Origin of the sequence: Microcoleus sp. EPA2 (assembly GCA_020882975.1) — a bacterium.
Classification (GTDB): Bacteria; Cyanobacteriota; Cyanobacteriia; order Cyanobacteriales; family Microcoleaceae; genus Microcoleus.
Window position 1 is genome coordinate 166039 of sequence record JAHRFD010000002.1, and the last position, 18841, is coordinate 184879.

At 46.0% G+C, this 18841-nt stretch carries 12 protein-coding genes; 8 read left to right on the forward strand and 4 right to left on the reverse strand.

Translation table 11 applies throughout. The features are described from left to right. The first annotated feature begins 113 nt into the window (after window positions 1-113). The 6 genes from AAFP14_RS03305 (at window position 114) to AAFP14_RS03330 (ending at window position 4131) form a co-directional block, all read left to right on the forward strand. Window positions 114-575 (forward strand): hypothetical protein, encoded by a 462-nt coding sequence (locus AAFP14_RS03305; protein WP_341730880.1) that lies wholly within the window; start codon window positions 114-116, stop codon window positions 573-575. Window positions 576-635: 60 nt separating this feature from the next. Further along, window positions 636-1433 carry a hypothetical protein gene (locus AAFP14_RS03310; RefSeq protein WP_341730881.1) on the forward strand — a complete coding sequence of 266 codons (798 nt, stop codon included), beginning with the start codon at window positions 636-638 and terminating at the stop codon, window positions 1431-1433. 12 nt (window positions 1434-1445) lie between these two features. Beyond that, window positions 1446-1958 carry a hypothetical protein gene (locus AAFP14_RS03315; protein ID WP_341730882.1) on the forward strand — a complete coding sequence of 171 codons (513 nt, stop codon included), beginning with the start codon at window positions 1446-1448 and terminating at the stop codon, window positions 1956-1958. Between the two features lie 72 nt (window positions 1959-2030). Further along, window positions 2031-2327, forward strand: coding sequence for a hypothetical protein (locus AAFP14_RS03320; RefSeq protein WP_341730883.1), 297 nt, complete (start codon window positions 2031-2033; stop codon window positions 2325-2327). A 10-nt stretch (window positions 2328-2337) separates the two neighbouring features. Further along, window positions 2338-2640, forward strand: coding sequence for a hypothetical protein (locus AAFP14_RS03325; RefSeq protein WP_341730884.1), 303 nt, complete (start codon window positions 2338-2340; stop codon window positions 2638-2640). Between the two features lie 237 nt (window positions 2641-2877). Continuing rightward, window positions 2878-4131 (forward strand): IS110 family transposase, encoded by a 1254-nt coding sequence (locus tag AAFP14_RS03330; RefSeq protein WP_341730885.1) that lies wholly within the window; start codon window positions 2878-2880, stop codon window positions 4129-4131. 60 nt (window positions 4132-4191) lie between these two features. Here AAFP14_RS03330 and AAFP14_RS03335 read toward each other — a convergent pair whose 3' ends face one another. Both AAFP14_RS03335 and AAFP14_RS03340 read right to left on the reverse strand, forming a co-directional pair. Continuing rightward, window positions 4192-5991, reverse strand: coding sequence for a condensation domain-containing protein (locus tag AAFP14_RS03335; RefSeq protein ID WP_341730886.1), 1800 nt, complete (start codon window positions 5989-5991; stop codon window positions 4192-4194). 12 nt (window positions 5992-6003) lie between these two features. After that, window positions 6004-10884, reverse strand: coding sequence for an amino acid adenylation domain-containing protein (locus tag AAFP14_RS03340; RefSeq protein WP_341730887.1), 4881 nt, complete (start codon window positions 10882-10884; stop codon window positions 6004-6006). A 479-nt stretch (window positions 10885-11363) separates the two neighbouring features. Here AAFP14_RS03340 and AAFP14_RS03345 point away from each other — a divergent pair, with 479 nt between their 5' ends. Then, window positions 11364-12464, forward strand: coding sequence for an alpha/beta fold hydrolase (locus AAFP14_RS03345; RefSeq protein ID WP_341730888.1), 1101 nt, complete (start codon window positions 11364-11366; stop codon window positions 12462-12464). A gap of 194 nt (window positions 12465-12658) precedes the next feature. Here AAFP14_RS03345 and AAFP14_RS03350 read toward each other — a convergent pair whose 3' ends face one another. Then, window positions 12659-15973, reverse strand: a complete 3315-nt coding sequence (locus AAFP14_RS03350; RefSeq protein ID WP_341730889.1) for a non-ribosomal peptide synthetase — start codon at window positions 15971-15973, stop codon at window positions 12659-12661. Between the two features lie 104 nt (window positions 15974-16077). On the opposite strand from AAFP14_RS03350, the gene AAFP14_RS03355 reads away from it, so the two are divergent. Next, window positions 16078-16854, forward strand: a complete 777-nt coding sequence (locus tag AAFP14_RS03355; RefSeq protein WP_341731080.1) for a 4'-phosphopantetheinyl transferase family protein — start codon at window positions 16078-16080, stop codon at window positions 16852-16854. Window positions 16855-17110: 256 nt separating this feature from the next. On the opposite strand, the gene AAFP14_RS03360 is transcribed toward AAFP14_RS03355, so the two are convergent. Further along, the gene (locus AAFP14_RS03360; protein WP_341730890.1) at window positions 17111-18727 is read right to left on the reverse strand and encodes a sensor histidine kinase; all 1617 of its coding nucleotides are present in this window, start codon (window positions 18725-18727) and stop codon (window positions 17111-17113) included. Window positions 18728-18841 lie beyond the last annotated feature (114 nt).

Consider the following 18841-nt stretch of genomic DNA (forward strand, 5'->3'; position numbering starts at 1 on the left):
CGTTTCCAACATATTTACCCATCTAAATCGACAACGCGATCGCTTTTAAATAGAGCAAGGGCGATCGCTTTCTTCCACTTTTTTCACACTTTGTGTATTGGAGGTTTTTGCGAATGTTCAATCTTAAAATTGCTGTTCCGACTTATAAGCGGGACACTTTTCACAATTTTCAGAGTCCTGGTGAACTTCAAGTTTCTGCTGAAGTTGATGTTTTGTCAGAAGGCTATCAAGATTTGAAGCTTAAGCTTGATGAGCTTATGCGTTTGGTTGAAACTGAAAATCAAATTGTACTTGACCTGGCAGGCCTGCACGAAAAGATTGTTGATAAGACAAAAGAGCTAAAGAGACTGGAAGGAGACATTACTGCCGCTAGAAACCAGTTGCAAAAATTGGAAGCTTTCTTGCAATTGTTAGGGATTAATCCCAAAAGTCACTATCTTGATATCGACAATAAAGTTTTGCGACCTATTCTTGAAGCCCGGAGTACAGATGTGAAGACGGAGACGGAGGTTGAAGTAGATTCTACCTCTTTTGACGAAGACTCAGAATACGAAGACTCAGAATACGAAGAATAAGAACTTTAAGCGCTAACGGCGATTGCACTTACAGCAATCGCCTTATTTTGGACAACTATTATGCAATTTGGTGATGGCGACTTTAACGACGCTTTTTGCGAACCCTTAGAGAGTGAATTTCAACCGCTTCTAGATTTTGAGACTGAAGTTTTACGAGAAGCACCTCACAATGATATTGCTCTATTAACTCAACGTATTCGCCGTTCTTTTCTCGATTACGTCCGCCAAGGAGTTATGCTGCGTGTCGTTCGCCGGTATCGGCTCTATTTGCCTCAGTATCGAGATTTTGCGGAATACTGCAAACTTGCTCTAGGGCGATCGCACTTTTACTGCAAGCGGATTATCCAAGCTGCTGAAGTTTGCTTGGAGTTAATCAAATCTAAATTCCGAGTCCTTCCGACTTCCGTCGCCCAAGCTTTGCCTCTGGTGAAATTTGCAAAAGTAGATGAATACGGTGACTCGCAACTTTGTGACAAATGGCAATCCGTTGTAGACGGTCTTCCCCCCGAAGCTATCACAGCGGTCAAAATACAGGAAACTCTTGACGACAACCCGGAAGACAGAGCAAGACAAGTCAGAATTGGTGGCAAAGCTTACCAAATTTTGCAACAAAAAGCGGCAGAAGCGGGTATAGCTGTCTCTAAGTACCTTGAAATGTTGATTAGTGGTGACGAGCCACCTGACGATGAAAACAACGATGATAACGAGACGGAATTAACTGCCGAAAAAGCTGAGATTTGCGATCGAGCGGAAGCTTACGTCAAAACTAACCCTAAGAGAGGCTTTGCTAAAGCTAAGGACGACAGAAAAAGTGTTGAGCGCTCAATCTATTCGGACACTTCGTCCGATTCATCTTAGGAGCTAACAACCGTGAAAATTTTTACCTACAAAGAATCCGAACTACCTCTCCCTCGGCTTGAGATTTTGGGCGAAATCCTTGATCTCGACTTTCAACTAAACAGTTTGTTGTTAGAAGTCCAAGGGAACTACAGAGAACTAGAAAAACTGGCAAAAGTTTTAAGTGACAGCCTGGATAGTTGCGAACTAAACTTGAACGCAATTAAAATAATTGCCGATTCAAGCGAAGTTTCTGAAGAAAAGACCAATTCTCCTGAAATTAGTATGACTCAGTTGCCACCAGACCAACAAACCATAATTTTTAGTTCTGCTCTGTTTACTGGGATGCTCCTGTCTATGATTGAAACACTTAGCGGTGAAAAAGAAGCCGAACGTTTAATCGAACTGGTAGCAGAGTCAGTAGATCAACAGGTAGCTCAGTGTACTCAACAGGAGATTACCAAAACTCTCGCGGATTTTTTAAAAGAAAAAAGTGAGAATCCAGAAAAAGCCAGGTTTAGAGTGAAGATATCAAGCGAAGACTAATAAAAGGGCGGTTGAATTACTGCTAATTTAACCGCTGTCGTTATTTATCTACTAATTTGCTGAGGAAGTGAAATGAGTGATTGGCTGGAAGAGTCTATTACTGATGCAAAAACCAAAGAGTTTAACTACTATTTAGACTGGTTTGAATTCAACGGTTTCAAACCGCCTAAATTTTGGTTTGGCGATCGAGTTAAAGCTTTTGGTAGTAACGGTCAAAAGGGAACTGTCTTTGGTTTGGAATGGCGTGATAGCGAGAAAGTTTTACTCTTTCAAAATGCAGGCTGGTGGTATCGGGTCTGTTTGGACGGTCGTCAAGCCTTGATGGGCTTTCATGAAGAGAGTTTGGAAGAAATAACAAAACAAAACTAGAAGCGAAACCATGAACACGAAACAAAGAGCGACGTTTATTACAGACTTGGTGCAGCTTGCAAAAATAAATTTTGGTGCTTTTGACGAAGCGAAAAAAGTTGAAGTTTTTCACGCCATCAAAAGGGCTAAAAGTCGCGGGCATTTAAAAAAACAGCACAACGACCCTTGCTTGAGTGATTACGTCAACCTTGCTAATAGTTTGCTATCAAGTCATGGCACAGAGAATTTTACGACAATTCTCAATCAAAATCCTAACGCCCCTTATGTTTGCCTTGCGTTGGTTGCGACTAATTCAATTTTGATAACCGCCTGAAGAGGACCGTTTGACTCACGGCCGAAACTTCTCCTCTTTTAAAAGGGGGAAGTCGCGGGAAGAGTCGTAAGACAAGTGGCGCTTTAAACATGAAATTAGCAGCTTGCTATTTTAACTTCGTAAGCGCCAGCCTGCACCAAAAACAAGAACTAGAGCCTTAATCAGTGAAGTAAGCTACGGCTTTTGGGAGATTCGTAGGCTCTTTTGTTCTTCTAACTTTTTACTCTCCCCAAACACATGAAATACCTAATCGTGGGCATTGACGTCAGTCGGTCGTCAATTGTCGCGTGTTTTATGCTGGAAAAACCCAGTAATCCTCGCGATTCTTATTTTGATGCCGATATCGAAGTGTTTCACTCGAACTTTGAAAATTTAAATAGGCTTAGGCTAAAAATTGAAAGTTTTAAAGCTGACAAAGTAGTGGCTATTTGTGAGCCGACTGGCGTGAACTACGCTAAGTTGTGGATTCACAAGCTTGGAGATTGGGGTGTCGAGATACGGCAGATTTCTAACTCTAAGCTACCTAACTACAGGGCAGAACTGATGGGCAAGGATGGCAAGAGTGGGGCTAAGACTGACGACATTGATGCTTTTGCCATTGCTTGTTGGTACTTTGACAAGCCAGAAAGCTCTTACCTCAAAGTTCGTGACCCCTCCGTCACCCAGATTAAAAATATCTGTCTGCGGATCGAGCACCTTAATCGCCTTCAAAGTCCTGTCATTAACAGGATGCGTCAGGAACTATCGTGGCAGTGTCCAGAAGTCGCTTTAGTGCGATCGACTAAATCGCAAGAGGAATTAGCGCCGCTACTTTGGGGGTGGCTGGCCGGTCGTCGGACGTCCAAAAAGTACGATCGCCTTTTAGAGAATACGATTGGCACCGGCATTGAGCCACAAACACGTTGGGCGGCGAATCAGTATTGCGAGATTGAGGAACAAATTTTTCAGTTAAAGCGGCAGTTGGTTCAGTTAATTTCCGATCCAAAGTTTGAGAGTTATCGCCGAGTTTTTACCAAGTTTGGTTTTGGCTATCAACTTCAGGGCTACCTCCTGGGGGCTGTTTATCCGATTGAGGACTTTCTTAAAGACGGCTTGCCGGAGGTCAAAATTAGGAAAAATCGCCAGACTGGGAAAGAGTCAAAGTTGAAACTTTCAGAGCGCCGCTTCATGCGAGCCGTCGGCCTGGGAGTAATTCGGGAAGACAGCGGTCAGAAGAAAAAAGGCAAGCAGTCTGGTAGTGCACTTTGCCGTAAAGCACTTTGGCAGTGGTGTTTTTGTCGGCTGGAAGTTTCCCGAAATAATCCGCCAGCTTTAAAATTCACCTACGGACAGGGGGAAGGCAAGGAAGAGCGATCGCCCTCTGAGGACTTGCAGCGCCGGAAAAAAGGCGGTACTCCAACTAAACTAGCTCGTCAGCGGGTTATCGCTCGTTGTGTTCGTGAGTTGTTCAAAGAGCTTGCTGCTATAGTTGACAAACCTTTGATGCCGTAAGGCGTTGAGCACATCAGCGATCGCATTTAAGAACCCGTAGGAATAATTGCTTACGGGTTTTTAAATTGGTTTCAAAATTGTTACAGTGAAGTTAAGACGTTCTTGGGGATAATTTGGATCTAAAGGTACATAGGCTCCGCCTGCTTTGAGAATGCCTAATAATCCGGCGATCGCATCTAAGCAGCGATCCATACAAATCCCGACTAAAACTTCGGGCTTAACTCCCAATTGCTGCAAGTAATGGGCGATTTGGTTGGCTTTGGTGTTGAGTTGGCGGTAGGTTAAATGCTGGTTTTCAAAGACTAGGGCGATCGCGTCGGGCGATCGTTCTACTTGCAGCTCAAATAATTGATGGAAACACAGTGCAATGTTCCTCGATTCTGACTCATTTTCTTGACAAAGGGGAGGGAGGCGGGGTATATTTTGCGATAAATTGCGGTTGAATTCTACAAGTATTTGATGGCGCGAGGCTGCGGTGAGCATGGGCAAGTCAGAAAGCCGCTGGTTGGGATTGGCAACTATGCTTTCTAACAGCGTTTGAAAGTGTTCTAACATTCGGGCGATCGTGCTGCTGTCAAATAAATCGGTACTGTAGGTGAGTTGCCCTTTAATGCCAGCAAAATCTTCCCACAAATTAAACTCTAAATCGAGCTTGGCAGTACCTGCGTCAAAGTCGATCGCGCTCCAAGTTAGTTCGGGCAATTCTAGGGTGGCTGCGGGCGTGTTTTGCAGGCTGAAACTAATTTGAAATAAGGGATTGCGGCTCAAATCGCGATCGGGTTCCAGCGCTTCGACTAGCTTTTCAAAAGGCAAATCTTGGTACTCGTAAGCTGCGACAGTAACCTGTTTTGCCCGATTCAACAATTCCAGAAAAATTGGGTTTCCCGATAAGTCAGTCCGCAAAACTAAAGTATTGACAAAAAAGCCAATTAACCCTTCTAATTCCCTGCGGTTGCGGTTGGCGATAGGCGTTCCTAGGGCAATATTTTCTTGGCCGGTGTAGCGGTAAAGCAAGGTTTGAAATGCAGCCAGCAAAGTTACAAACAAAGTCACATTTTGTTGCTTGCTTAACAAATTTAAGCGATCGCTCAAAGTGGGAGACAGCGCCAGAAATTCTCGCGCGCCACGATAGGTGGGAACGGGAGGTCTGGGGCGATCGACTGGCAAATTTAACGGCTGAATATTGGTCAACTGCTGGCGCCAATAAGCGAGTTGAGTTTCTAATACTTCACCCTGCAACCATTGGTGCTGCCATTCTGCAAAATCGGCGTACTGAATCGGGAGTTCGGGGAGAGGAGACAACTGGTTTTTGGCAAAAGCTTTGTACAGCGATGTTAGTTCCCGAATTAACACGGCAATTGACCAACCATCAGCAACAATGTGATGGAAATTAATCAGCAGCACATATTCTGTGGCGCTAAATAGCAGCAGTTTTACCCTCAACAATGGTCCCTTTGTTAAATCGAATGGTAGCCGCGATTCAGCAATTGCCCGCTGCTTGACGGCGGTTTTTTGCTGGGTTTGCGGGATATTTTGCAAGTCTATTTTGGGAAGAGATAGAGTTAATTCTGAGGCAATGATTTGCGACAGTTCCCCTGCTACCACTGCAAAAGTTGTCCGCAGAATTTCGTGGCGGCGGACAATTTCGTTGAATGTTTGTTCTAAGGCGATCGAGTTGAGGGAACCTGTCAACCGGAGGGCGGTTGAGACATTGTAGAAAGGATTTCCCGGCGCAAGGCGATGGAGAAACCACAGCCGCTGCTGGGCAAAAGATGCGGGGAAGACAAAGACTTCTGTTTCGCGATTGAATAGTTCATCTGCATTCATAAATTCCCTCATCAATCCGTCTACAGCAAGCATAAGCTATCGCGCTTACTTTTCTTTACTTTCTATGTTGAGCGATGACAGCTTCACGCGGCGATTATCGCGGGAAACTGGTACTAAAGCCGGACTTTTAATTTGAGCATTATTCTGTTTCAAACCATCGACTAATTCAGACAATCCTACAATAGTCGGCGCTTCAAACACGCAGCGCAAAGGCAACTCCACCCCGCAAGCATCGCGCACTCTAGAAACAAGCTGAGTTGCTAACAGTGAATGGCCGCCCAATTCAAAGAAATTATCCCTAATTCCCACTCGCTTTATCCCCAAAACTTCCATCCAAATTCTCGCTAAAACTTCCTCAGTGGGAGTTTGGGGTGCGGCATAACTGGCAACCGATTCTAACTTAACAAGTTCCGGTGCGGGCAAAGCTCGGCGATCGACCTTTCCATTCGGTGTTAGTGGCAGTGATTCCAGCACCGCAAAAGCCGCGGGTACCATATATTCTGGCAGTTTAGCTGCGAGGTAAGCTTGCAGTTGTGGCACCAATTTGCGCGCTGCTTTCGCTTGCAGGGGATTGTTAGCATAAGAGTGCCACGGACGCGGGCGAGTGAAGGTTTCTGCTAGTTCAAAATCTCTCGCCTCTCCCCGCACAAACACAACATCGTAACAGCCTTTATTGCTAGGATTAGACCAGCTAATATGAACAGTATAGGGTACATCTAAAGCATACCATATTTCCGGTTCAATTCCTAAATTGGGAAGTTGTTCCAAAGCTTTTTGCAACTGAAATACTGTTTTAAATTTCTCTGAATTTGACAGCCATTCGGCCGCCTGAACCGCTGCTGCAACTCGCGGGTTTGGTACGTGGGAAATCCTGAAAATATCCGGTTGATTTTCCACTAAAATCTGGCGCACTTTGGCCGCCGTCAAATCTTCCGTTTGAAAATCCCCGTGGGTGGGGCGGGGCGGGTACGGGGGCACCGCCCCTACCAAATTCTGGTTTTCCGTAGGGGCAATCCCCCCGTGGTTGCCCCCAAATATCCCCCCTTCGTCAGGGGAGTTGGGGGGTTCGATTTCACTGGCTAAATGCAGAATTGCATTATAACGAAACTGAGTTAACTCATTGTGAAATTCGCCCCGAAGCAGTTCAATTTCTACGCCCTCGATTTGCGGAAATCGGTGTTTTAATGCTTTGAAAAAATCCGGGTCAATGACTAATTCTGTTTCTTGAAAAATCTGCATTTGTACCCGCTGCTGCAACTGTTGAACAGTTGTAGCAGGGGGCGAGCGATACAACTCCACTGCTGTATGAAATGCGGTCAATAAAGGCAAACTCCGCACGTCGCCGATGAAAATATAGCCACCGGGAATGGCGGCTTTGACAGCACCTTTAATCACTTGTAAAAGATAGTCAATGCTCGGAAAATACTGGACTACAGAATTGAGAATTATGGCATCAAATGCTGCTGTTTCTATGCCCTCAAAGTCCGAGGCCATTTTGTGCAGCAGGGTTACATTCGCCAAGTCGCGATCGCCCAAATGCTGCTGAATATAATCGATCGACTGCGGGGAAAAGTCCGTGCCGCAATACTGCGTGCAGTGCGGGGCAATTTGGAACAGCAGCAAACCCGTACCGCAACCGATTTCTAATACTCGATCCGGTTGCAATTTCAAAATTTGGGCGGCTTGATTGTGCGCCCACTGGCGGACTTGTTCCGGGGGGATGGGCTCCCCGGTGTAACTGCTATTCCAGCCTGTAATATTAAAAGTTGGATCTGTGTCGATCGCAGGTTGTTTGTAAGTTTCACCGTACAGCATTTGCCACTGCAAAACTTGCTCTGCTTGCAATTGCTGAATTTCGGTTGTTTCGGCAATATTAAATTCAGGATTCAGGGCAATATAAGCAACTAAATGTTTTTCTCCCTTCCCATCGGGGCAAGCTGTAACTACAGTTTGCAGCACCGCTGGATGCTGAGCCAATACTGATTCAATTTCTCCTAATTCGATGCGGAAACCCCGAATTTGCACTTGTTCGTCGCACCTGCCTAAAAACTCCAGATTGCCATCCTTGCGGTAGCGAACTAAATCGCCTGTTTTGTATAGTTGGGAAGGTTTTATTGGTTCTTGTAGCTCAGACTTGACAGCAAAAGGATGAGGAATAAATTTTTCTTGAGTTAATTCTGGCCTGTTGAGATAGCCCCTAGCAACTCCGCAGCCACCGAGGTACAATTCGCCAGCAATGCCAACAGGTACGGGGTGCAAATGCGGGTCCAATACATACACTTGAACGTTGGCGATCGCCCGTCCGATCGCCGGTGCTGTATCTCCTCCATTCCTAACCGGAATTATACCAGAAGTTGCCACAACAGTATTTTCAGTCGGACCGTAATTATTCACTACTTGAAAAGAATGGTTGGCTGACGGATACTGGCGGAGTTTGTCGCCTCCTGTTAGCAAAATTCGCAGCGCAGAATTCAGCGGCCAATCTAACAGCAAAAGTTGTTCGGCTAAAGGTGTCGGCACAAAGCTCACAGTGATTTGATTTGATAGCAGCCATTCCCGCAGGCGATCGGGCGAGATTCTAATTTCATCCTCAGCCAAGTAAATGCTAGCACCTGCTGCCAGAGCGGGCCAGATTTCCCAACCGAAAGCATCGAAAGCAATGCCGGCAATTTGCGATGTGCGATCGCCCGCCGAAATTGCAAACTCTTGCTGATGCCAAAATATCAAATTTAACAAGTTGCGGTGCTCGATTTGCACTCCTTTTGGCTTCCCACTGGAACCGGAGGTATAGATGACACAAGCCAGATTTGCTGCTGCAACTGGGGCTGTCGGATTATCGGGATTTTCTCGATCGACAATTTCCCAAATCCGATCCAAATAAACCAAAATCGGATTGTAAATTTCTCCGCTTTCACTAATCTCGCGATTAGCTTCGAGTTCAAACTCCCGGCGGGTAAGCACTACCGGCACGCGCCCATCTGCTAACATCAAATTCAAGCGATCGCGCGGATAAGTCGGATCTAAAGGCAAGTAAGCTCCTCCCGCTTTCAAAATGCCCAGCATCCCGATAATTGCCTCGATGGATCGCTCTAGGCAAATCCCCACCAAAACTTCCGCACTCACCCCAATTTTTTGCAAGTAACTGGCTAATTTGTTGCTGCGGATATTTAGCTCTCGATAGGAAATCTGTTGTTCTCCAAATACCAAAGCTACCGCATCGGGAGTGCGCTGGGCTTGAAGTTCAAATAACTGGTGAACGCCTAAATTCTGGGAAAAACTTACCTGATTTTTATTGTATTCAACTAACACTAACTCTCGTTCAGTTGCCGTCAGAATTTCTAAATTGGCAATCTGAGCATCGGGGTTGGCAACAATACTGGACAACAGGGTTTCAAAATGCTCCAGCATCCGCACAATGGTAGCTTCATCAAACAAATCCGCGCTGTAAATTACAAAACCGCTAATGCCATCGGCAGAATCAACCCACAGTTTACGATCGGGCGATCGCTCCCACAAATGAAACTCCAAATCGAACCGAGCCGTCCCCGCATCCAACTGCTGTGGCCTTAGCGTCAATCCCGGCAATTTTAACTGGTCCGCCGGGGCGTTTTGCAGCGCAAACACCACCTGAAATAGGGGATTTTGATTCAAAGCGCGATCGGGATGCAGTTCCTCCACCAGCTTTTCAAAGGGCACATCTTGGTGCGCGTAAGCTCCCAATGCGACTTCTTTTACCCTGTGTAAAAGTTCCCGAAAACTGGGGTTTCCTGATAAGTCAGTTCGCAGCACCAAACTGTTGACAAAAAATCCAATTAATGCTTCAATTTCACTGCGGTTACGATTGGCGATCGGAGTTCCCACTGCAATATCTGACTGCTGCGAATAGCGAAAAAGCAGCGTTTGAAAAGCCGCTAACATTGTCATAAATAACGTTACTTCTTCGCGCTGGCTCAAAGTTTCTAAACCCTCGCTCAATTGTTTTGGCAGTTGCAAAAACAGCCGTTTTCCCCGGTAACTTTGAATTGCAGGGCGCGGGCGATCGGTTGGCAAGTTCAACATCGAAACACCATCTAACTGCCGCCGCCAATAAGCCAACTGAGCTTCTAAAACATCCCCTTGCAGCCGATCGCGCTGCCACCGTGCAAAATCAGCATACTGAATAGATAATTCCCGTAAAGGCGAAGGTTTTTGACTAGAAAAAGCCGGATAAAGCACCCCCAATTCCCGAATCAGCACCCCGATCGACCACCCATCAGACACAATGTGGTGCATATTCAGCATCAGCAAATATTCCGCTTCACTTAACTGCAATAAAGTCACGCGCAGTAGCGGGCCCGTCGCCAAATTAAAAGGCCACTGAGCCTCCTGAGTCATCAATCGATCGGCCTCAATGTCTCGTTTGGCTGGCGGCCAATTGCACAAATCCAAAACAGCGATCGGCACATCAAAAGCAGCCACTATCTTTTGAACTGGCTGCCCGTTTACCGCCACAAAAATCGTCCGCAAAGCTTCATGACGGCGGACAATTTCATTAAAACTTTCTTGCAGTGCCGCAAAATCGATCGCCCCCGTCATCAGCACCGCCGCCGGAACATTATAAAACGGATTGTTAGGCACTAATTTATCCATAAACCACAGCCGCTGCTGTGCAAAAGAAAGCGGTAAAATTCCTTCCCGCGACACAGGCACGATGTTGGCATTAGTAGAATTAGCAGCCTTTAAAAAAGCAATTATTTCGTCTTTTCTCTTAAAAATTTCTGCCCTTATTTCCCCAGTCAAAACTCCTTCAGGAGCATTGCAGTGCAGGATTGTCCCCTCAATCAACACATTGATATCCAAACTGCGGAGGCGAGATAAAAAATCAACCAACCCACTGACGGAATCTCCGACTTGTGACGGTAAACTGGACATTTCTGGCTCTGGCATTTTCAGTTATCCTGCGATCGCTTTGGCAAATTAATAAAATAATTGTTTTTCATCACATTAATCATACTCAATCAGGTTAAATTAACGCGCTACGCTTAAGAACACGGCGCTACCCATTGGTATCAACTTCAGACTAAAACTCTCAGTCTCTCTCGCTTGTAGCGAAGTATAGATTACCCTCGCATCCGCACCCCCCAAGGGGGAAAGAAGGGGGACGAAAGACAATATTTCTTGTCCCCCCCTTATTAAGGGGGGTTAGGGGGGATCTAGACTCGGCTATAAACAAGAGATACATAACGTTTTCCAGAGTTATGTTGACACTAATAGGCACTGTTGTGTCCCTAAAAATATAACGTCGAATTAATCAGATTAGATATCAAAGTTTATCTCACTTTAGGCCCACTTGAATATAACTTAAGTATGATATTGTTAGACCAAGCCACCAAAATTCGCTCGCAAGGTTTCAGCTTATGCCGTTCATGCCAATCAATTTCCTGCTCGTAGGGCTGATGGGACTGCTGTCCTTCGGAATACTGGGCGGAGGTATCTACATTCTTTACGAATGGTACATCGGCGAACTTATAGCAACGTCCTATTTAGTTAGCGGAATATTAATAGTTCTTTGGTCTTTTGGCGGCCGTTTTATGAGCTTAACTCTGTTTCGCCGCCCCGGATCTGACGAACCGAAGCCAACGCGGACGGGTATGGTGCAGCGGTTAAAAAGGCCAGATGGCACTGTTTTACAAGTAGAATTCTACGGCCCGGAAGACGGACAGCCGATTATTTTATCGCACGGTTGGGGGCCAAACAGTATGGTTTGGTATTACGCAAAAAAGCAATTGAGCGATCGATTTCGAGTGATAGTTTGGGACTTGCCAGGCCTGGGAAAATCCACTCGACCGAAAAACAGCGATTACTCCTTAGAAAAACTTGCCCGCGACCTCGAAGCCGTCGTTGCCATAGCCGGAGACAAACCAGTTTTCCTGCTGGGACACAGCATGGGAGGCATGATTTCCCTAACATTTTGTCGCCTATTTCCAGAACATCTCGGCTCCAGAGTAGCGGGTTTAATCCTAGTAGATACCACTTATACAAATCCCCTAAAAACCAGCATTTTTAGCCCATTGTTGCGAGCTTTGCAAAAGCCTTTGCTAGAACCGATATTGCACATCGCCACGATTCTTTCCCCGATTTTTTGGCTGATGACTTGGCAGAGTTACCTCAACGGTTCGCTATACCTCAGCGTAGAAATATCCGGCTTTAAAGGTACAGAAACTCGCGGTCAATTAGACTTTTCAGCATTCTTATCAGCCTTGGGTTCCCCCCGCGTTCTCGCCCTTGGCACCCTGGCAATGTTCAAATACGATGAAACAAAAACTTTGCCCACAATTCCCGTTCCAGTGCTAGTTATCTGCGGCAATTCAGATATTGTTACTCTCCCCGCTGCCAGCCAGCGAATGAAAGCAGAATTGCCTCAAGCAGAACTGATTGCTTTAAAGCCGGGAGGACACATGGCACTGATGGAAAAAAACCAGCAGTTTGCGGAAGTTGTCAGGGCTTTTTGCGCTTCGCGATCGTGACTTTTCGCTACCGTCAACTTCACGGGCTGACGAGGTGACGGGGTGATATTATGATGCTAGCCATCGTCCTGTATTCATCTCTCTTATCTCCCTTCGCGTCATGAGCGCCTTCGCGGTTAAATCATTCCGATACAACCGGAATTGATATAACAGCTCATCAAACGCAAAATACAGCAAATAATCGGTGTGTCCGCTCAAAATTCCAAATCTTCTCTCACATCTGTCGGCTGTGAAATTTGTTGACTTTTCGCCGCCCAACACACAGTTTCCATATATTTTGCCAGACTCTCCACCGTCGGTGTCTCAAACAAATTTCTGACAGACAATTCGATTTTAAAAGCATCTCGGATACGGGAAATTAACTGAGTTGCTAGCAGCGAATGCCCACCCAATTCAAAAAAATTATCACCCACACTTACTTGCTTTTTTCCCAAAACTTGAGCCCAAATTTTAGTCAGCACTTGTTCTACTTCCGTCCTAGGCGCTACATAATTTGCTGGAATATCGCCCGTTTCTGCATCTATCTTCAGTAACACCGCGCGATCGACTTTGCCGTTAGGAGTCAGCGGCAGGGATTCCAGCACCGCCAAAGTTTTTGGCACCATATACCCCGGCAGTTTCTGTTGCAAAAATTGCCGCAAATTAGGCGATCGCAGTTTGTAATTAATCCCCTCAACCACCACATAAGCAGCCAAATACCTGTCTCCCGGCACATCTTCCCGCACAATTACCGCCGCAGCTTTCACTCCCGGATACTGCTTCAGCACTGCTTCAATTTCTCCCAACTCGATGCGGTATCCGCGCATCTTTACCTGACTGTCAATCCGCCCTAAAAATTCGATATTTCCATCAGGGAGATAGCGGGCTAAATCCCCAGTTTTATAAATTTTTAAATTAGCAGATTCTCCTAACTCAGAATTGATAGTAACAGGATTGGGAATAAATTTTTCTGCTGTTAAATCGGGACGGTTGAGATAGCCCTGGGCCAGTCCGTCGCCGCCCAGGTACAGTTCGCCCGGAATGCCGATCGGCACTGGCTGCAAATCGCTATCCAATAGGTAAATCTGCGTGTTGGCGATGGGTTTGCCGATCGGCACTGACACTGCGGCTTCCGGTACATCTACCACGCAGTAAAAAGTAGAAAAACTGGTATTCTCAGTCGGGCCGTAAACGTGAATTAAATGTTTGGGCGACCCTTGTTTGAGAACTTCTCGCACGCATTTGGGATCGGCAACTTCTCCTCCAAATAGCAGATATGTCAGCGAATCAAATGCTTGTGGAACCCTGCCAACAGTTTTGTGGAACAAGGCAGTAGTTAAGAACAAAACAGTAATTCCTTGTCGGCGAATTTCGGTGGCAAACTCGCGTGGCTCTAGCATGGTTTCTGTATTAATTATCACCAACCCAGAGCCGTTGAGCAAAGCTCCCCAAATCTCGAAGGTAGCTGCATCAAATGAAGTGTTTGAGACTTGAGCCACCTTATCTGAAGGTGATAAATTAACGTAATTTGTATTGATAACCAGCCGATTTACAGCTTTGTGCGAAACGGCAACACCTTTGGGTTGGCCGGTAGAACCGGATGTATAAATAACGTAAGCTAGATTATCTGAGGTGGTAGTGTTGGCGAGATTTTCCGCGCTTTTGGTGGCGAGAATTTCCCGATCGCCCAAATTAACAATCGCCCCCTGAAATTCTGCAAACTGAGCCGCCAACTTTGACTCTACCAACAATACATTAACTCCAGCATCTGCTAACATAAAATTGAGGCGATCGCCTGGATAAGTCGGGTCTAAAGGCAAGTAAGCTCCCCCAGCTTTCAGAATCGCCAACATACCGACAATGTTATCGGGCGATCGTGCCGCGCACAGCCCCACCAAAACCCCCGCATTCACCCCCAATTTTCGCAAATAATGTGCTAGTTGATTGCTGCGACAGTTGAGTTCTCCATAAGTAAATTGTTGCCCTGCACCACTGAGGGCGATATCGCTAGAATGGCGATCGACTATCTCCTCAAATAACTCATGGACGCATTTATTTCTGGGATAATCCCTGCAAGTATTGTTCCATTCAACTAACAGCCGCTGCCGTTGGGCTGGGTTCAATAACAGCAAGTTAGCAATTCGCTGTTCTGGGTTAGCAACAATGCTTGACAAAAGCATCTTAAAATGTTCCAACATCCTGCTAATTGTGGCTCGATCGAACAAATCGGTGTTGTAGATAGCCGCGCCTCTGAGACTGTCAGCATACTGCCAATCTTTCCCGTAGAAATTCCTGAAACTATCCGCAGCATCCCACAAGTGCAATTCCAAATCGAAACGCGCCGTTTTCACTTCCAAATTGACATAACTCAACTTCAAACCAGGCAATTGTAGAGGCTGCAAAGGCGCATTTTGCAGGCTGAATACCACCTGAAACAGCGGATTTTGATGCAAATAACGCTGCGGCTGCAATTCCTCCACCAGTTGCTCGAAAGGCACATCTTGGCGGGCGTAAGCCGACATCGTTACTTCCCGAACTCGGTTTAAAAATTCTCGAAAAGTCGGGTTTCCCGATAAGTCACTTCGCAGCACTAAAGTATTGACAAAAAAACCGATTAACCCTTCAATTTCGCTGCGGTTGCGGTTGGCGATCGGACTGCCCACTGCAATATCCAACTGCTGCGAATAGCGGGACAGCAAAACTTGAAATGCTGCTAGCAAAGTCATAAACAAAGTCGCACCTTCTCGCTGGGCCAGCCCTTTCAATTCACTGCCCAGGTGTGGCGCTAGCTCAAAAAATTCCGTAGCACCCCGGTAGCTTTGGGCGGCTAATTTAGGTCGATCGACTGGCAAATTCAGCGGCTGAATACCCGCCAACTGCTGCCGCCAATAAACCAACTGATTTTCTAATACTTCCCCCTGCAAACATTGGCGCTGCCATTCGGAAAAATCGGCATATTGCAGCGGCAATTCCGGCAGTTGCGAAGGTCGATCGCCAACCAAGGCTGTATAGATAATTTCCAGTTCCCGAATCAAAACTCCGATCGACCAATCATCGGCTACAATATGGTGCATATTTATTGATATAATATGCTCAGTTTCCGACAAACAAATCAGCACCGCACGCAGCAGCGGTGACACCGATAAATCAAAAGGTATTTCCGCCTCTAATTGAGCTAATTTAATGGCTTCTACTTCCCGTATTTCTGGGGGAAATGTTCGCAAATCAGCTATATTTAAAACAAACTTGGAAGTAGGAGAAATTACTTGTATGGGCTGTCCGTCTACCGCTGCAAAAGTCGTCCGCAAAACTTCATGTCTCTGCACAATTTTCCCGATCGCCCTTTCCAGACAATCTCGATCGAGGGCACCAGTCAAGCGCAGTGCAGTTGTCACGTTGTAAAAAGGATTGTTCGGCGATAATTGGTTGAGAAACCACAATCGCTGCTGGGCAAAAGATGCCGGAAATACGAACACTTCTGCTGCTTCAGAAATCTTGATTTGGTGTCGATCGTCCCCAATTTCACTCATCGGTTTTATTGCTAAAATAGCACTATCGAGCTGCCTAACTCCTGATAAAGTTATCTAAGCATAACAAGTTATGGTAAAAATTGCCCGACAGGAGGTAAAGATTGATGGGAGATGCCGATCGCATCTGGGAAAGCGCAGCCGCAGACTTAACAATATCGAGCACAGACATTCATATCTGGCGCGTTAATCTCGATCGACCCCCATCGCCGATCCAAAACTTAGCACAAACCCTCTGTGATAGCGAATTACAGAGGGCAGAACGCTTTAGGTTCGATCGAGACAAAAACCATTTTATCGTTGGTAGAGGCGCGCTCCGAGCCATCCTGAGCCGCTATCTGAAAGTCGATCCCAACCTAGTCGAATTCAGTTACGGCCCCTGTGGCAAGCCAGAAATAGCCGCCAATTTGGACAGCACACTTAGTTTTAACTTGTCTCACTCTCAAGGCTTAGCTTTATATGCCCTGACTCGCAGCCGCCAAATCGGAGTAGATATCGAAAAAATCCGTCCCGTTCCCCAGATGGAGTCAATTGCTGAGCGGTTTTTTTCCCCCCAAGAAAACACCGCATTTAAGACAGTTTCAGCCGAGGAAAAATTAGCCGCATTTTTTAATTGCTGGACTCGCAAAGAAGCTTACATAAAGGCGATCGGAGACGGATTGAGCTTTCCCCTCCATCGGTTTAGTGTTTCCCTAACTCCAGGGGAACCCGCACGGCTGTTGGACGTAGAGCTTGATGCCCTAGGGGATAGCTTCGCCGCGCGTACAGCACCGAATTTATGGTATTTAAAAGCGCTGATTCCTGCACCAAATTATCTCGCAGCAATTGCTGTAGAAACAGGGGGTACACAGTTGACTTGCCACCATTGGTTAGAACTGGATTGAATTTAATTCAACCACAATCTCATCATCCCCCATAATACCATTTTCATAAAGTCCTACTACAGATGTAGTTCAAAGCCCCCCCTTAGTAAGGGGGGGTTGGGGGGGTAGATATGTAACTTTATGAAATTGGTATAATACCAAATCCTCTCTTCATCGTCCTGTATTAAACTCTCTCTTCTCTTCCTTCGCGTCATAAGCGCCTTCGTGGTTAAATCATTCCGATACAACCGGAATTGATATAACTAAGGATCGATCCCTATTGCAGCGGCAAAAATACCGTCATCACCTCACCCTTTTGCGGCCGCTGACGAATCACCAATTTTCCCCCAGCAGCCCGAAATAAATTCTTAGTCACGCTCAAATTTAAACTCAAACTTCCTGTTTCTGGCTGCACCATCAACAAAGGTCCGATCGACCGCAAAGGACTATTAGCCTTAGTGGCAAAAGTTGAGGTATCATTACCTTCCGATAAATGTTCTGATTCCAACTGCAACTTTAACTGATTTCCCGCCAATGTTACCCCCACTTGAATGTGACTCCCCGATGGCAAAGTGCGAGTAAAATTTTCAATCAAACCAGTTAAAACCTGGTCTAACATAGTCGGATCGCTAACTACTGTCGGCAATTTTTTCGGGACAATTACTTCCAAGGTATGATTCCGCTGACTTGCTTGTTTTTGCCAGCGCGGAATGCTATCAAGCAGCACTTCACCGAGGGACATGGCTGTTAGTTGTACACCGGAATTTTTCGCTTGAGACATTTCCATCTCTACAGCCCGGAAAATTAAGCCGAAGCGATCGATCTGAGCGGTACACTCGGCATCAATCATTTCCAAACGCTTGACTACCACAGCATCTAGTTTGGGACGTTTCAGCAACAATCTAGTGAGAGTGCGAATCGTAGCCAAGGGAGTGCGGACTTCGTGGGCGATCGCCTGTAGCAATTCCACCTCTTTAGTAGCGTGAGGAATCGGAGGTTTACAGTTGAGATTCTTCCCCTGTAATTTTTCATGCCTGTCTCTCAAACTATCATCAATTCTTTCCTCTTTAAATCGACCTGTTTCTTCTTTCCCAATCGGCAAATTATGCAACAACAAGCGACTGAACTGCATGACTGTTTTATAATTTGGTTCCACAGGATAAAACTGCTGAAAAATTGCATCTAATTTAGTAGAATGAGCAGTAAATTGACTCACATCTAAATTGATGGTGCTGTCAAAATTTCCTAGCAAACCTTCACTTTCAGTCACCCTGCGTCGCAAAACTTCCCAAGCTTTCGCGACTACTTGGGGATCGAAAGAAAATAGAAAAGCTGGAATGCCCAGAGCATTTTCGCCTAAAACCATCACCAGGCTAAAACTAGCTGTGAGAACCAAACAAAACTGCTCGTTAGCTAAAGGATCGCCCATCGCCAAAGCCAGTGCAGGCGCAGCAGCCGGGCCTGAAATTTGCACGTCACCCGCCGGCAGTAAAGCTAAAGTTTGTCGAGTCCGAAAAGACCACAAAGCTGCATCGTTGTCGGGAATACTGGTAAAAATCCAATTGGCAAAGCCGGAAGCCACGGCTGGGTTAGTTAAAACGGAAGATGGACCCGATAGCACTAATCCATGGCAGGAATTCGGAACAGTTGAGGGACAATTTGTTCCGCAGGAATCAGTTTTTTGTTCCTGTTGTTGTCGAGCGAGCATTTGATTTAAAGTGGCGATCGCACCGTACCATTCCTGTTCCGCTTTCAGCCTGGAAGCCCCGCGACTACCTGGACAGCGATGGCGGTTGTTTTCTCCCGCCAACTTCCCATCACAGAAACTGAGCTCATGTTCTGGGCCAGAGGTGGCTAAAATTTCGCTTATTGTCGGTAAAAAGTAAGTATTCACAGTTATAAATCCACCTTCGGAGGCATGAAGGATGAAGTATTTATTTAATTTGAAAATTCAGGAGTTAGGATTGAGGCATCACAAGGATTAACAAATTTCGTTAAATTTTTGCCT

Excerpts from the sequence above, each read along its gene's own strand:
- AAFP14_RS03305 (WP_341730880.1), top strand. The coding sequence starts at position 114 with ATGTTCAATCTTAAAATTGCTGTTCCGACTTATAAGCGGGACACTTTT.
- AAFP14_RS03310 (WP_341730881.1), top strand. The coding sequence starts at position 636 with ATGCAATTTGGTGATGGCGACTTTAACGACGCTTTTTGCGAACCCTTA.
- AAFP14_RS03320 (WP_341730883.1), top strand. The coding sequence starts at position 2,031 with ATGAGTGATTGGCTGGAAGAGTCTATTACTGATGCAAAAACCAAAGAG.
- AAFP14_RS03325 (WP_341730884.1), top strand. The coding sequence starts at position 2,338 with ATGAACACGAAACAAAGAGCGACGTTTATTACAGACTTGGTGCAGCTT.
- AAFP14_RS03330 (WP_341730885.1), top strand. The coding sequence starts at position 2,878 with ATGAAATACCTAATCGTGGGCATTGACGTCAGTCGGTCGTCAATTGTC.
- AAFP14_RS03335 (WP_341730886.1), bottom strand. The coding sequence starts at position 5,991 with ATGCTTGCTGTAGACGGATTGATGAGGGAATTTATGAATGCAGATGAA.
- AAFP14_RS03340 (WP_341730887.1), bottom strand. The coding sequence starts at position 10,884 with ATGCCAGAGCCAGAAATGTCCAGTTTACCGTCACAAGTCGGAGATTCC.
- AAFP14_RS03345 (WP_341730888.1), top strand. The coding sequence starts at position 11,364 with ATGCCAATCAATTTCCTGCTCGTAGGGCTGATGGGACTGCTGTCCTTC.
- AAFP14_RS03350 (WP_341730889.1), bottom strand. The coding sequence starts at position 15,973 with ATGAGTGAAATTGGGGACGATCGACACCAAATCAAGATTTCTGAAGCA.
- AAFP14_RS03355 (WP_341731080.1), top strand. The coding sequence starts at position 16,078 with ATGGGAGATGCCGATCGCATCTGGGAAAGCGCAGCCGCAGACTTAACA.